This is a genomic window from Streptomyces sp. SID486, assembly GCF_009865385.1.
GTDB lineage: Bacteria > Actinomycetota > Actinomycetes > Streptomycetales > Streptomycetaceae > Streptomyces.
In genome coordinates this window covers 1-13,353 of sequence record NZ_WWJT01000427.1, presented here as the reverse complement: position 1 = coordinate 13,353, position 13,353 = coordinate 1, and the positions used below count along the sequence as shown (strand labels likewise).

The window sequence follows — 13,353 nt, the reverse complement described above, 5'->3', positions numbered from 1 at the left end:
CTACGGATTCGGCCACCGCACGGCCGGGAACCAACGGGGGGCCGCGGGCGTTCTCACCGACGACGGGGGAACGCCCGCGCGGACGGGAGGACGACATGGCACACCGCACGGAATTCCACGAGACGCCCCCGGAAGCCGCCGACGCGGCGGCCGCCCGGCGTCACGAGCGCTTCAGCCACCTGCCCGAGCGGATACACCCGCAGGACATGGTGGAGACGAGGCCGGCAACCCTGCCGGACCCGGCGCGGGACACGTACCACGCGGACGAGTGGCTGATCCGCTACTGCGGTTGACGAGGCGCCGGTCCGCCGTCGAGACCGGCGGCCGGTGGCCGGGCGACCGCGGTCGGCCCGGCACGGTGAGGGCGCCCGGGCACGTGGCCGGGCGCCCTCACCGCCTCCTCGTTCACGTCCCCCGCACCTCCGCGAGCGTCACCGGCCGGTGTTCGCGCAGCGACAGGGTGCACGCCTCGGCGATCCAGCCGGCCTCCAAGGCGTCCTGAACGGTGCACGGGGAGGGCCGGGTCCCGGCCACCACCTCGGTGAACGCGGTGAGTTCGGCGCGGTAGGCGGCGGCGAACCGGTCCATGAAGAAGTCGTGCGGAGTGCCGGCCGGGAAGGTCGCGCCGGGCTCGACCGAGCGGAGCGGAAGCTGTTCGTCCAGTCCCACGGCGATCGAGTCTGCGAAGCCGTGCAGTTCCATGCGCACGTCGTATCCCCGCGCGTTGTGGCGCGAGTTGGACACCACCGCGATCGTGCCGTCGTCCAAGGTCAGGAGCGCGCCGGTGGTGTCGGCGTCACCGGCCGCCTCGATGTAGTCGGCGCCCCGGTTGCCGCCCACCGCGTACACCTCGGTCACCTCACGGCCCGTCACCCAGCGGATGATGTCGAAGTCGTGCACCGAGCAGTCGCGGAAGATCCCGCCCGACGCGGCGACGTACGCGGCCGGCGGCGGCGCGGGGTCCAGGGTCGTGCAGCGGACCGTGTGCAGTGCGCCCAGCTCACCGGAGCCGACGGCGGCCCGAGCGGCGGCGAAGCCCGCGTCGAACCGCCGGTTGTAGCCGATCTGGACGGGTACGCCGCTGTCCCGGACGGCCGCGAGCACCTCGACGCCCTCCGCCATGGTGCGGGCCACCGGCTTCTCGCAGAAGACCGGCACACCGGCCGCCACCCCCGCCCGGACGAGGGCGGGATGGGCGTCCGTGGCCGCCGCGATGACGATGCCGTCCACGCCGGCCGCCAGCAGGGCCTCCGGTGAGTCGGCGACCTCGGCCCCGAACCGCTCGGCGGCCGCCTTGGCGGCGTCCGTGAAGGGGTCGGTGACGACGAGCGACTCGACGGCGTCCAGACCGTGGAGGGTCTCGGCGTGGAAGGCGCCGATGCGGCCGAGGCCGAGGATTCCGATGCGCATGGGTGTTTCTCCTAGGGTGCGGATGCGGGTGCGGGTGCGGGTGCGGATGCGTATGCGGGTGCGGGTGCCGTACCGGTATGTGTACGGGGGCCGGTGCGGGTGCGGGTGCCGTACCGGTATGTGTGCCGGAGCCGGAGCCGGAGCCGGAGCCGGAGCCTCGTCGTCGAGGAGTCCCACGCGTTCCTCCGCTCTCCCGGGCGCGCGGTCGTCCTCGGCCGGCCGCCCGGCGGTTCTCCTACAGGCCGACCCATCGGCCGCTGCGCGCGGACTCCACCATGGCGTCGAGCACGCTGGCACTGTGCACCGCGTCCGTGAGGGTGGTGCCGTACGGCCGGCCCTCGGCGATGGACCGTACGAAGCGGTGGGCCTCGATCACCTTCAGGTCGTCGTAGCCCATCGCGTTGGCCGCGCCGGGCTGGAAAGCCGCGAACTCGCCGGCGTCCGGGCCGACGTACACCGTGCTCACCGGCTGGTCCTGGTAGGTCGTGCCACGGCTCACCCGCAGTTCGTTCATACGGCGGAAGTCCCAGAACACCGCACCCCGGGTGCCGTGCACCTCGAAGCCGTAGGCGTTCTGCTCACCGACCGAGACCCGGCACGCCTCCAGGACCCCGCGGGCGCCGGAGGCGAAGCGGAGCAGACAGCCGACGTAGTCCTCGTTCTCGACCGGTCCGGGCTCGCCGCCCGAGGCCAGGGCGTGCCCCGCCGTCGCCCCGGACGGACGGGCGCGTTCCGGTACGAAGATCGCCGTGTCGGCGGTGAGCGCGCAGATGTCGCCGAGCAGGAAGCGGGCCAGGTCGGCGCCGTGCGAGGCCAGGTCGCCCAGTACCCCGCTGCCGCCACGCTCGCGCTCGTACCGCCAGGTCAGGGCGGAGTCCGGGTGGGCCGCGTAGTCGCTGAACAGACGGATGCGGACATGCGTGACCGTGCCGATCCCACCGGAGGCGATCAGCTCCCGGGCGGACTCCACGGCGGGCGCGTTGCGGTAGTTGAAGCCGACCGTGCCCTGCACCCCGGCCCGGTCGGCCGCGTCGGCGACCGCACGGGCGTCCGACGAGGTCAGGCCCACCGGCTTCTCGATCCAGAGGTGCTTGCCGGCCTCGGCCATCGCCACGCCGATCTCCCGGTGCAGGAAGTTCGGCGCGGTGACGCTGACGGCCTGGACGCGCGGGTCGGCCGCCACCTCGCGCCAGTCGCGGGTCGCGGAGACGAACCCGAACCGCTCGGCGGCCTCCTCGGCCCGGCCCGGCACCTCCTCGGCGACCGCGACCAGCCGGGGCCGCAGCGGGAGCCGCGGATAGTGGTGCGGGAGACGGGCGTACGCCTGGGTGTGCACGCGGCCCATCCAGCCGAACCCGACGACGGCGACACCCAGCGCATCCACCATGACAGCCCTTCCGCGGTGTGCTTGGACCGGTCCACGTCCGACGCAGCCCACCTTTGTTCGGACATGGCCAGCGTGTCAACCCTTTGACAGCACGGCTCGCCGCATGGAACGGTCCATGTCATGAGACCGCCGACGATCCGTGACGTGGCCGAACGGGCCGGCGTGTCGAAGTCGCTGGTCTCCCTGGTGCTGCGCGGCTCCGGACCGGTGCGGCCCGAGAAGCGCGACGCGGTGCTGCGGGCCGTCGAGGAACTGGGCTACCGGCCGAACGCCGCCGCCCGCAGCCTCAGCGAACAGCGCAGCCGCACCGTCGGGGTCCTCCTGGACGACCTGCGCAACCCCTGGTTCGTGGAACTGCTCGACGGACTCAACTCCCCGCTGCACGCGGCCGGACTGCACATGCTGCTCGCCGATGCGCGCCTCAACCGGCGCATGGGGCACGACCTCGCCGAACCCTTCCTAGAGCTGGGGGTCGACGGCCTCGTCGTGGTCGGTACCGTCCCGGACGCCGGCGCGCTCGGCACCCTGGCGCGGCGGATGCCGGTCGTGGTGGCGGGCGCCCGCGAGGCACAGCCGCCGGGTGTGGACGTCGTCGCCGGGGACGACGAGCAGGGCGCCCGGCTGGTCACCGAGCACCTGCTCGGGCTGGGACACCGGCGGATCGCGCATCTCGCCGGCCTCGGCGCCGTCGGGGCGCTGCGCCGGCGCGGCTTCGAGACGGCGATGCGGGCGCACGGCGCCGAGCCGCTCGTGGAACCGGGCGACCTCACCGAGGAGAGCGGCTACCGCGGGACCGTACGGCTGCTCAGCCGCCCGGAGCGGCCCACGGCGCTCTTCGCCGTCAACGACATGACCGCGGTCGGTGCGCTGTCAGCGGCCGGGGAGCTGGGGCTGCGGGTGCCCCGCGACCTGTCGGTGACGGGGTACGACAACACCAGCATCTCCCGGCTGCGGCACCTGTGGCTGACGACGGTGGACACCGCCCCGTACGAGGCCGGCCGCCGCGCCGCGCACTGTCTCCTGGACCGCCTGGCCGGCCGCGGCGGCGAGGGCACCGTCCACCTGGCCGCGCCGACCCTCCAGGTACGGGGGACGACCGGACCGCCGGACCCCGCCGGCCCGCCCGGCCCGTAGCCGTAAGTGATCGCCGGGCCCGGCGGGACCTCCGGGGCGCGGGCGTGCGCCCGGTCGTCAGAGGTTGATCGCGTACGCCTTGCGCAGCGTCTCGTGCACGGTCCACGTCGTGCGGTCGCCCGCGCGCAGCACCGCCATGTCACCGGGCCCCACCCGCAGCGTCGGGCCGTCCGCCACCTCGATCGTCGCCGACCCGCTGATCACCACGAACAGCTCGTCCGCCTCCGTGTCGGTGACCACGCCCGGGGTGATCTGCCAGATGCCCCGGATCTGCCGTCCGTCCGGCGACTCCCAGACCACCTTTCCGGTGACCTGCGGATCGCCGGAGACGATCTGCCCGGGGTCCAGCGGCTCGGGTTCGAGGTCCGCGTCGGGGATGTGGAGCGTGAAGCTGTGCGTCATACGGCCGACCCTAGTCGGCTCGCGGGCCGCCCCGCCGTGGACAGTGTGTGGGGCATCGGGCCTGGTCGGAGGACACTTCGTCGGGGTGGCGGCAGGCCGGGACACGGACTGGCGGGGCCGCCGGGCCCGGGTGATCGTGGGGACATGGCTGACTTCACGGTGGCCGGCACGCCACCGCCCCGGCAGCACGACACACGCGAAACGGTCCTGTTCGGAGGGGTGTACGGCGCCGTCCTCGCCAGCTCGATGGTCGCCGCCCTCACCCAGTACGGGCACACGTCCGCCGAGGTCCGCGGTTACGACGCCGCGTGGGTGCTGGTGACCGCGTGCGCCTCCGCCCTCGCCCACGGCTACGCCCACTACATCGCCGAGCGCGCTCCGCACGGCCGCTGGGACGTCCTGGTCGCCCTGCGCAACGAATGGCCGCTCGTGACGGCCGTGCTGCCCACGGTCTTCCTGCTCGCGGGCGCCCGGTGGGGGTGGTGGCCGGCGAAGGGCGTCGAGTACGCGGCGTTCGTGCTCAACATCGTGATCCTCTTCGTGCTCGGCCTCCTCACGGCCCGCTGGTCGGCCCGGCGCTGGCCGGTCGCCCTCCTCATGGGACTCGGGGACGCGCTGCTGGGGCTGATCGTGGTGGCGGCGAACGCGCTGATCAAGTAGCCGCCGGCCGACGGCCGCCGCGGACCCCGTCCAGGGCGATGGCGAGGACCCGGTCCCGCTGGGCGGCGTCCTCGAAGGCCGTCGCCATGATCCCGGCGACCAGCCGCAGCAGGTCCCCGAACTCCATGTCCGCCCGGGCTGCACCGGAGCGCTGCGCACGCTCCAGCAGCGGGCCGCCGGCCGCGTACATGGACTCGCGGCAGGCCTGGAAGATGTCCGACTCGCCGTCCAGGGCCTCGCGCACCGCGCGCTTGGTGACCATGTACCCGGCGAACCGGTCCAGCCAGGCCGTCAGCGCCTCCCACGGCTCCCGGTCCGCGAGCTCCACGGCCGCCCGGCACAGGGCGTTGACCTCGTCCGCGTAGACGGTCTCGAACAGATCGCGGCGGGCCGGGAAGTTCCGGTACAGCGTGCCGATCCCGACGCCCGCACGCCGCGCGATGTCCTCCAGGGAGGCGTCGGCCCCGTGCTCGGCGAACGCCTCGCGGGCGGCGTCGAGCAGGGCGTCGTAGTTGCGGGCGGCGTCCTTACGGTGCGGGCGGCGCGTCGCCACGATCTCGCTGACGGGGAACGGCGTGGCCGTCACGGTGCCTCCCGGGAGGGAATCGATTGAACCGGAGGGGTGCCTCCGTTACAGTGGAGGGGTACCTCCACTTTATCAGTGCGGGGCGGCTCCGCCGTGGCCGGACGCGGCCCGCGCATGCCCGCTCCGCACCCGCCGCACGGCCCGTACGACCGTGCCCTCCACTTCCGACCCTCCGTGTCCCCGCTTTCCGGAGAGGCTTCTTCATGCCCCGCCCGTCCACCCGCCTCACCTTCGCGGTCCTCGCGACCGGTGCCGGCGTCTTCTCCATGCTGCAGTCGCTGATCGCGCCGGCCCTGCCGACCGTCCAGCACGCCCTGCACGCCTCCCAGTCCACCGCGACCTGGGTGATGACGGCCTACCTGCTGTCCGCCTCGGTCTTCACCCCGATCCTCGGCCGGGTCGGCGACCTCGCAGGCAAGAAGCGGACCCTCGTCGCCGTCCTGCTGGCCGTCCTCGCGGGGTGCCTCGTCGCCGCGCTGGCCCCGAACATCGCCGTACTCATCGTCGCCCGGATCGTCCAGGGTGTCGGTGGGGCCCTGTTCCCGCTCTCCTTCGGCATCATCCGGGACGAGTTCGCCCCGGCCGAGGTCAGCGGCAGCATCAGCAACCTCTCCGCCGTGATCGCGGCCGGCGGCGGCGTCGGCATGGTCGCCGCCGGGCCGATCGTCTCCGCGCTCGACTACCGCTGGCTGTTCTGGTTCCCCGTGGCCATCGTCGCCGCGACGGTCCTGATCGCCCTGCGCTACGTCCCCGAGTCGCCCGAGCGAGCCGAAGGCAAGGTCAGCTGGGGCGGTGCCGTCCTGCTCTCCGGCTGGCTGGTGGCCCTGCTGCTGCCGCTGAGCCAGGCCGGACAGTGGGGCTGGGGGTCGGCGAAGGTGCTCGGCCTGTTCGCCGTCGCCGTCGTGCTGTTCGCGGTGTGGCTGGTGACCGAGGCCCGCTCCCGCAGCCCGCTCATCGACCTGCGGGTGCTCAGGCTGCCCACGGTGTGGACGACCAACGCCGCCGCCCTGCTGTTCGGCGCCGGCATGTACTCGATCTGGTCCTTCCTGCCGGGCTTCGTCCAGACCCCCGGCGCCGCCGGCTACGGCTTCGGCGTCGGCGTGACCGCCTCCGGCCTGCTCATGCTGCCGATGCTCCTCGCGATGTTCCTCTCCGGCGTCCTGTCCGGCCGCCTGGAACCCCGCGTCGGGGCCAAGGCACTCCTCACCACGGGCGCCGCGCTCGGCTCCCTGGCCTGCGGCTTCCTCACCCTCTGGCACGACGAGCAGTGGCAGATCGCGGTCGTGGCCGGTCTGTTCGGCCTCGGCATCGGACTGGCCTTCGCCTCGATGGCCAACCTCGTCGTGGGCAGCGTGCCGGTCGACCAGACCGGCGCCGCGACCGGTATGAACGCCAACATCCGCACCATCGGCGGCTCCATAGGCGCCGCGCTCACCAGCGTGCTGGTCACCGGCCGGCTCCAGCCCTCGGGCCTGCCGTACGCCTCCGGCTACACCCACGGCTGGGCCCTGCTGGCCCTGCTCTGCCTGGCCGCGACCGGCGCGGCACTCCTCGTCCCGGTCCGCCGTCCGGGCCGCGTCACCGAGCCGCACCCCGTGCCGGAGGCGACACCGGCACCCGCACCGGTGCGGTAGGGTTGACCTGCGTGATCACGCGGAACACCCCGCGTGAGACCGCGGCGGGACGTGGCGCAGCTTGGTAGCGCACTTGACTGGGGGTCAAGGGGTCGCAGGTTCAAATCCTGTCGTCCCGACCAGGACGGACGTCCATGGTCAGCGGTAAGGCCCGTATGCGCAGCGCGCATACGGGCCTTACCCGTACCCGGCGCACGGTCCTCGCACCCGGGGCGACCGGGCCGGACCCAGGCGGCGCCGGCCGGCTGTGCCGCCGGGCGCCGCCCGCGCGCCGGACATCGCCCGCCGGCTATGCCGCCCTGCGCTGTCTGCGCGCCGCCATCACCGCGTAGACCAGGATCCCGACGAACAGGAACAGCACGCCCTGGTACACCGCCGCGTAGCCTGCGCCCGCCATCAGCCAGACCGAGAAGGCGGCGGCCACCGCGGTGACCACGGCGTCGCGCACCAGCCGCGTCCGGTCGACGTCCTCGCCCCGCACCAGGTGGAAGATCTGCGCGGCGGCGGCCAGCAGGTACGGCACGGTCGCCGTGAACGTGGTGACGAGGACCAGGATCTCGAAGACCTTGCCCGAGCCCGACAGGTAGTTGTACGTGGTGAGCAGCGAGGCGAGGACGGCGGTCACGCCGACCCCGACGGTGGGCACGCCCCGCCGGCGGCGGCTGAAGGCGCTCGGGAACAGCCCGTCGCGTGCCGCCGCGTACGGTGTCTGGGCGCTCAGCAGCGTCCAGCCGTTGAGGCAGCCGGTCATCGAGACGAGGGCGGCGAGCGCCACCGCCGTACCGCCCCAGCTGCCGCCGAACATCGTGTTCACGGCATCCGAGAACGGCGCGGTGGAGGTGACCAGGCGGTCGTGCGGGACCGTGCCGAAGACGGACAGCGTGCCCAGCAGATAGACCAGCGCGGCGCCCGCGGTGCCGATCACGGTGGCGCGGCCCACGTTGCGCCGGGCGTCCTTGACCTCGCCCGCGCTCACCGCCGCGGACTCGACGCCGAGGTAGGAGAAGAGCAGCAGGGCGGCGGAGGCGGACACCGCGCCGACCGCGCTGTGGCCGCCGGCGTTGAACGGCCCGAGCCGGTCGGCGTCGAAGAAGAACAGTCCGCCGACGGCGACGAGCAGCAGCGGTACGAACTTCAGCACCGTGGAGACCAGCTGGACGGCGCCCACGTAGCGGGTGCCGGCGAAGTTGGCGAGGGCGGGCAGCCACTGCAGGGTCAGCGCGGCCAGACAGGCGGTCCAGCGGTGGCCCTGGACCGGGATCAGCACATCGAGGTAGCCGACGGCGGCGACGGCGAGCGCGGCGTTCGACACCCAGGTGGTGATCCAGTACGACCAGGCGGCGAGGAAGCCGGCGAAGTCGCCGAACGCCTCGCGGGCGTAGACGTAGGGGCCGCCGGTGCGGGGGTCGCGGGCGGCGAGCCGGCCGAAGACCAGGGCGAGCGCGACGGCACCGACGGTCAGCACCACGAAGGCGACCAGGCTGACCGTGCCGAAGGGCGCGATGGAGGCGGGCAGCAGGAAGATGCCGCCGCCGATGATGTTGCCCATGACCAGCGCGGTGGCGACGGGCAGCCCGAACCGCCGGGCGTGCCTGCCGGTGTCGCCGTGCGGGTCCTCGACGGGAACCGTGGGGGACTCCGCGGGGACGACCGCGGGGGCCGGAGCCGACTGCGGGACGGTTCCGGTGCTGTGCATGGGTGGTGCGCCTCTCATGGAACTGACGTTCCCGGGATCGCCGGGACGGGGCCCATGGTCGGGGACGCTTCGAGCCGCCGCAAAATCGCCGGTCGTTGTTTCGTGTGGGGCGCCCGGACCCGCAAAAAGCGTCGTGGCGCACCGCTCGTACCGCGAGATGTCCCGCGATGGGCCGCCGGGGCGCGCCGGCTGTCGGGGCGTCCCGACCAAGCCGGGCGCCCCGATCGCGCCGGGCGCCCCGACCGGGCCGGGTGCGTCGGGCGCGGGGCGCGCTGGGCGTCGGTCGCGTCGGGGCGCCGCTTCTACCGCCGGGCGCGCCGGGCGTGCGGTGTGCCGGGTGGGGCGCGTCGGCCGCCGGTCTCGTCGGCGTCGGGCCCGCCGGGCGTCTGACGCGTCGTGTGCCGGGCGTGGGGCGTGCCGCGCCCCGGGCGTGCGGTGTGCCGGGTGTCGGGGCCGGTCAGTCCGCGGCTGCCCACAGGCTGCGTACGTGTCCCAGGTGCCGGGTCATGATCTCGTGTACGGCCTTCTCGTCACGCTCCAGCAGGGCGTCCAGCAGCTCCAGGTGCTCCTCGGCGGAGGCGAGCAGCCGGCCCGCCTCCACCAGCGCGGTCAGCCCGTACAGACGGGAGCGTTTACGCAGGTCGGCGACGACCTCGACCAGGTGGGCGTTGCCCGCCAGGGCGAGCAGTCCCAGGTGGAAGCGGGTGTCGGCCTCGACGTAGCCGATCAGGTCGCCCGCCACCGCGGCGGTGACGATCTCCCGGGCCGCCGGGCGCAGCGCCTCCAGCGAGACGCGGTCGGCCGTACGGGCCAGGGCCACCACGGTGGGGATCTCGACGAGTGACCGGATGTGCGTGTACTCGTCCAGCTGCTGGTCGGAGACGGCGGTGACCCGGAATCCCTTGTTGGGCACGGTGTCGACCAGGCCCTCCTTGGCCAGGTCCAGCATCGCCTCCCGGACCGGGGTCGCCGAGACGCCGAACCGCGTCGCCAACGAGGGCGCCGAGTACACCTCGCCCGGCCGCAGCTCGCCCGCGATCAGCGCGGCGCGCAGGGCGTCGGCCACCCGCTCGCGGTAGCTGCTCCGCCGGCCGCCGAGCCGGGGGAGCGCGGGCGCCTCTTCCCCACGCGCGTTCTGTGCCATGTCACGCATCACCGGGTGAGTCTAGAGGACGAAGCCCTCCGGGAACGGATCGGTCGGGTCCAGCAGGTACTGCGCGGTGCCCGTGATCCACGCGCGGCCGGTGAAGCTGGGCAGCACGGCCGGCACCCCGGCGACCTCCGTCGTCCCCAGCAGCCGCCCCGTGAAGCGGGTGCCGATGAAGGACTCGTTCACGAACTCGGTGTGCAGGGGGAGTTCACCGCGCGCGTGCAGCTGCGCCATGCGCGCGCTGGTACCCGTGCCGCACGGGGAGCGGTCGAACCAGCCGGGGTGGATGGCCATGGCGTGCCGGGAGTGCCGCGCCGTCGCGCCGGGAGCGTAGAGGTGGACGTGGTGGCAGCCGCGGATCGACGGGTCCTGCGGATGCACCGGCTCCGCCTGCTCGTTGATCGCGCGCATCAGCGACAGCCCCGCCGCGAGGATGTCGTCCTTGCGGGCGCGGTCGAAGGGCAGCCCGAAGGCGTCGAGCGGGAGGATCGCGTAGAAGTTGCCGCCGTAGGCCAGGTCGTAGGTGACCGTGCGCCCGTCGGGCAGGGTGATCTCGCGGTCCAGGGCGGCGGAGAACGACGGGACGTTGCGCAGGGTGACGTTCAGCGCGGCACCGTTCTCCACCGCCACCTCGGCGACCACGGGTCCCGCCGGGGTGTCCAGCCGGATGGTGGTCACCGGCTCCACGACCTCCACCATGCCGGTCTCGACCAGCACGGTCGCCACCCCGATCGTGCCGTGCCCGCACATCGGCAGATAGCCGGAGACCTCGATGTAGACGACGCCGAAGTCGCAGTCGGGGCGGGTCGGCGGCTGCAGGACGGCGCCGCTCATCGCCGAGTGGCCGCGCGGCTCGTTCATCAGCAGCCGCTTGACGTGGTCGAGGTGGTCGCGGAAGTACAGTCGCCGTTCGTTCATGGTCGCGCCGGGGACGGTGCCGACACCACCGGTGATCACGCGGGTCGGCATGCCCTCGGTGTGCGAGTCGACGGCGTGCAGGACGAGTTTGCTGCGCATGCTCCGGCCCCCTTACGCGAGACCGGCGGCGACGGCCTTCTCGGTGGCCGCGCGGACCGCGGCCTCCTGCTCGGGCGGCAACGGTACGCGGGGCGGGCGCACCGGGCCGCCGTACCGCCCGACGACGTCCATGGAGAGTTTGATCGCCTGGACGAACTCGGTCTTCGAGTCCCAGCGCAGCAGCGGGTGCAGCTGCCGGTACAGGGGGAGCGCGGTGCCGAGGTCACCGGCCGTCGCGGCGCGGTACAGCTCCGCCGACGCGCGGGGCAGCGCGTTGGGGTAGCCGGCGACCCAGCCCTTGGCGCCGGCCACCGCCAGCTCCAGCAGTACGTCGTCGGCGCCGGCCAGCAGGTCCAGTTCCGGGGCGAGTTCGCGGATCCGGTAGGCGCGGCGGACATCACCGGAGAACTCCTTGACGGCGCGCACGAGTCCCTCGCCGTGCAGCCGGGCCAGGAGTTCGGGGACCAGGTCCACCTTGGTGTCGATCGGGTTGTTGTACGCCACCACCGGCAGGCCCGCCTTGGCGACCTCGGCGTAGTGGGCGAGGACGGACCGCTCGTCGGCGCGGTAGGCGTTGGGCGGCAGCAGCATCACCGACGCGCAGCCCGCCTCGGCGGCGCGCTCGGCCCAGCGTCGGGCCTCGGCGGAGCCGTACGCGGCGACACCCGGCATCACGCGCGCCCCGCCGACCGCGGCCACGGCCGTCCGCACCACCCGGTCGCGCTCCTCGGGGGTGAGCACCTGGTACTCGCCGAGCGAGCCGTTGGGTACGACGCCGTCGCAGCCGTTCGCGACGAGCCAGGCGCAGTGCTCGGCGTACCGGTCGTGGTCGACCGAGAGGTCGGCACGGAGCGGCAGGGCGGTGGCGACGAGGATGCCCCGCCAGGGGCGGTTCTCGGAATGCGTCATGGGTGAACTCTCCTCAGTCAGTAGCGTGTGACATATCACCGACCGGTGCTCGGGTGGACCCGCCGTACCCGCGGATGCATCGGCTGCCCGGAGTTGCCCGGTCGGGCGGGTGAGCAGGCGGTTCGGAGGGGCCGGGTCGTTCGGTCGAGCGGGTGAGCGGGCGGTCGGGAGCGGCCGGGGTCGTGCGGTCGGGCGGGTGCACCGGCTGCCCGGAGCGGCCGGGTCGTTCGGTCGAGCGGGTGAGCGGGCGGTCGGGAGCGGCCGGGGTCGTCCGGTCGGGCGGGTGAGTCGGCTGGTCGGATGGCCGGGTCGTTCGGTGGGCCGGTGAGTCCGTGGTCCGGCGGGGCCTGGGCGGCGGGAGTCAGTCCGTGTCCGGCGGCCCCGCGTCCGTGTGTCGCGAGCCGGTACCGGAGGGCGGCGGGCCGGTGTCCGCGTCCGGCGTGCTCCCGTCCGCCCCCGGTCGGCACGCGTCCATGTCCGGCGGCCCCGCCTTCGTGTCCGGCGGCCTCGCCTTCATGTCCGGCAGGCCCGCCTTCGTGTCCGGCAGGCCCGCCTTCGTGTCCGGCAGGCCGGCCAGGACGCCCAGCGGGACCGGTCGGGCGAACGGCCGCCGGCCGGGGGTGAGCGGGCAGCCGGTCAGACCCGCCACCGCGGGCGCGCACATCCGGCCCTGACACCAGCCCATCCCCGCCCGGGACAGCAGTTTCACGGTGCGCAGGTCCCCGGCGCCGAGCGTGGCCACGGCGCCGCGTACCTCCCCGGCGGTGACCTCCTCGCACCGGCACACCACCGTGTCGTCCGGGATCCGGTCGGCCCAGCCCTCCGGCGGCTCGTACACCGCGTCGAGGGCCCTGGCGAACTCTCGCAGCCGGGACCTGGCCAGCCGCGCGGCGGTCCAGCCGCGTGGATCGGGGTCGGTGCCGTACAGCCGGGCGGCGGCCGAGCGCCCGGCGATGTGTCCCTCGGCGAGGGCGAGCCCCGCACCGCCGACGCCGGTGGCCTCCCCGGCCGCCCAGACGCCGGTCACGTCGGTGCGCTGCTCGTCGTCGACGCGCACGGCGGTACCGGACAGGGTGCAGCCGAGGGTCTCGGCGAGATCGGTGTGCGGCAGCATGCCGTGGCCCACGGCGAGGGTGTCGCAGCGGATCCGGCGGGCGCTGCCGGGCCGGAGGTCACCCGCCCGGCCGAGCGCGGCCACCGTGACCGCCTCCAGCCGGTCGGTGCCGTGTGCCGCCACGACGGTGTGGCGGGCCAGGACGGGGACGCCGTGACGCAGCAACCGGGCCGCGTAACCCGCGCCTTCGGCGAGTTTGCCCGGCTGGGCGGCCAGCGCGGGCGCCCGGCGCAGCAGTGCGGCGGGACGGGCGG

Annotated in this window: 13 protein-coding genes and 1 tRNA gene; 5 read left to right on the top strand and 9 right to left on the bottom strand. The window is 74.1% G+C overall.

Translation table 11 applies throughout. The features are described from left to right. The first annotated feature begins 95 nt into the window (after positions 1–95). The gene (locus GT045_RS20290; protein ID WP_161288595.1) at positions 96–293 is read left to right on the top strand and encodes a hypothetical protein; all 198 of its coding nucleotides are present in this window, start codon (positions 96–98) and stop codon (positions 291–293) included. A gap of 112 nt (positions 294–405) precedes the next feature. On the opposite strand, the gene GT045_RS20285 is transcribed toward GT045_RS20290, so the two are convergent. After that, entirely contained in the window at positions 406–1,410 is a 1,005-nt protein-coding gene (locus tag GT045_RS20285) for a Gfo/Idh/MocA family oxidoreductase (RefSeq protein ID WP_161335012.1), read from the bottom strand. A gap of 235 nt (positions 1,411–1,645) precedes the next feature. Then, complete coding sequence (locus GT045_RS20280; protein WP_161335011.1) at positions 1,646–2,797, bottom strand: Gfo/Idh/MocA family oxidoreductase; 1,152 nt, start codon at positions 2,795–2,797, stop codon at positions 1,646–1,648. Between the two features lie 120 nt (positions 2,798–2,917). On the opposite strand from GT045_RS20280, the gene GT045_RS20275 reads away from it, so the two are divergent. Continuing rightward, positions 2,918–3,931 carry a LacI family DNA-binding transcriptional regulator gene (locus GT045_RS20275; protein ID WP_161335010.1) on the top strand — a complete coding sequence of 338 codons (1,014 nt, stop codon included), beginning with the start codon at positions 2,918–2,920 and terminating at the stop codon, positions 3,929–3,931. Positions 3,932–3,988: 57 nt separating this feature from the next. On the opposite strand, the gene GT045_RS20270 is transcribed toward GT045_RS20275, so the two are convergent. Next, positions 3,989–4,333, bottom strand: coding sequence for a cupin domain-containing protein (locus GT045_RS20270; RefSeq protein ID WP_161293039.1), 345 nt, complete (start codon positions 4,331–4,333; stop codon positions 3,989–3,991). A gap of 144 nt (positions 4,334–4,477) precedes the next feature. Between GT045_RS20270 and GT045_RS20265 the strand changes: the two genes are divergently transcribed. Further along, on the top strand, positions 4,478–4,993 hold the full coding sequence (locus tag GT045_RS20265) for a hypothetical protein (RefSeq protein ID WP_161293037.1): 516 nt from the start codon (positions 4,478–4,480) through the stop codon (positions 4,991–4,993). Here the strand turns inward: GT045_RS20265 and GT045_RS20260 are convergent. Next, on the bottom strand, positions 4,986–5,579 hold the full coding sequence (locus GT045_RS20260) for a TetR/AcrR family transcriptional regulator (RefSeq protein WP_161293035.1): 594 nt from the start codon (positions 5,577–5,579) through the stop codon (positions 4,986–4,988). The two genes, GT045_RS20265 and GT045_RS20260, sit on opposite strands and share 8 nt — an antisense overlap. Positions 5,580–5,782: 203 nt before the next feature. Here GT045_RS20260 and GT045_RS20255 point away from each other — a divergent pair, with 203 nt between their 5' ends. Next, the gene (locus GT045_RS20255) at positions 5,783–7,213 is read left to right on the top strand and encodes an MFS transporter (protein ID WP_161293033.1); all 1,431 of its coding nucleotides are present in this window, start codon (positions 5,783–5,785) and stop codon (positions 7,211–7,213) included. A 45-nt stretch (positions 7,214–7,258) separates the two neighbouring features. Further along, positions 7,259–7,335, top strand: a tRNA-Pro gene (locus GT045_RS20250). Positions 7,336–7,502: 167 nt separating this feature from the next. On the opposite strand, the gene GT045_RS20245 is transcribed toward GT045_RS20250, so the two are convergent. The 5 genes from GT045_RS20245 to GT045_RS20225 form a co-directional block, all read right to left on the bottom strand. Next, on the bottom strand, positions 7,503–8,909 hold the full coding sequence (locus GT045_RS20245) for an amino acid permease (RefSeq protein WP_161335009.1): 1,407 nt from the start codon (positions 8,907–8,909) through the stop codon (positions 7,503–7,505). A gap of 457 nt (positions 8,910–9,366) precedes the next feature. Next, positions 9,367–10,062 (bottom strand): GntR family transcriptional regulator, encoded by a 696-nt coding sequence (locus tag GT045_RS20240; RefSeq protein ID WP_161296553.1) that lies wholly within the window; start codon positions 10,060–10,062, stop codon positions 9,367–9,369. A gap of 12 nt (positions 10,063–10,074) precedes the next feature. Continuing rightward, positions 10,075–11,076, bottom strand: a complete 1,002-nt coding sequence (locus GT045_RS20235; RefSeq protein WP_161296551.1) for a proline racemase family protein — start codon at positions 11,074–11,076, stop codon at positions 10,075–10,077. 12 nt (positions 11,077–11,088) lie between these two features. Next, entirely contained in the window at positions 11,089–11,985 is an 897-nt protein-coding gene (locus tag GT045_RS20230) for a dihydrodipicolinate synthase family protein (RefSeq protein WP_161335008.1), read from the bottom strand. Between the two features lie 361 nt (positions 11,986–12,346). Next, positions 12,347–13,353, bottom strand: a 1,007-nt coding sequence (locus GT045_RS20225; protein ID WP_161335007.1) for an NAD(P)/FAD-dependent oxidoreductase, incomplete at its 5' end; no start/stop codon positions are given.

Excerpts from the sequence above, each read along its gene's own strand:
- GT045_RS20290 (WP_161288595.1), top strand. The coding sequence starts at position 96 with ATGGCACACCGCACGGAATTCCACGAGACGCCCCCGGAAGCCGCCGAC.
- GT045_RS20285 (WP_161335012.1), bottom strand. The coding sequence starts at position 1,410 with ATGCGCATCGGAATCCTCGGCCTCGGCCGCATCGGCGCCTTCCACGCC.
- GT045_RS20280 (WP_161335011.1), bottom strand. The coding sequence starts at position 2,797 with ATGGTGGATGCGCTGGGTGTCGCCGTCGTCGGGTTCGGCTGGATGGGC.
- GT045_RS20275 (WP_161335010.1), top strand. The coding sequence starts at position 2,918 with ATGAGACCGCCGACGATCCGTGACGTGGCCGAACGGGCCGGCGTGTCG.
- GT045_RS20270 (WP_161293039.1), bottom strand. The coding sequence starts at position 4,333 with ATGACGCACAGCTTCACGCTCCACATCCCCGACGCGGACCTCGAACCC.
- GT045_RS20265 (WP_161293037.1), top strand. The coding sequence starts at position 4,478 with ATGGCTGACTTCACGGTGGCCGGCACGCCACCGCCCCGGCAGCACGAC.
- GT045_RS20255 (WP_161293033.1), top strand. The coding sequence starts at position 5,783 with ATGCCCCGCCCGTCCACCCGCCTCACCTTCGCGGTCCTCGCGACCGGT.
- GT045_RS20245 (WP_161335009.1), bottom strand. The coding sequence starts at position 8,909 with ATGCACAGCACCGGAACCGTCCCGCAGTCGGCTCCGGCCCCCGCGGTC.
- GT045_RS20240 (WP_161296553.1), bottom strand. The coding sequence starts at position 10,062 with ATGCGTGACATGGCACAGAACGCGCGTGGGGAAGAGGCGCCCGCGCTC.
- GT045_RS20235 (WP_161296551.1), bottom strand. The coding sequence starts at position 11,076 with ATGCGCAGCAAACTCGTCCTGCACGCCGTCGACTCGCACACCGAGGGC.
- GT045_RS20230 (WP_161335008.1), bottom strand. The coding sequence starts at position 11,985 with ATGACGCATTCCGAGAACCGCCCCTGGCGGGGCATCCTCGTCGCCACC.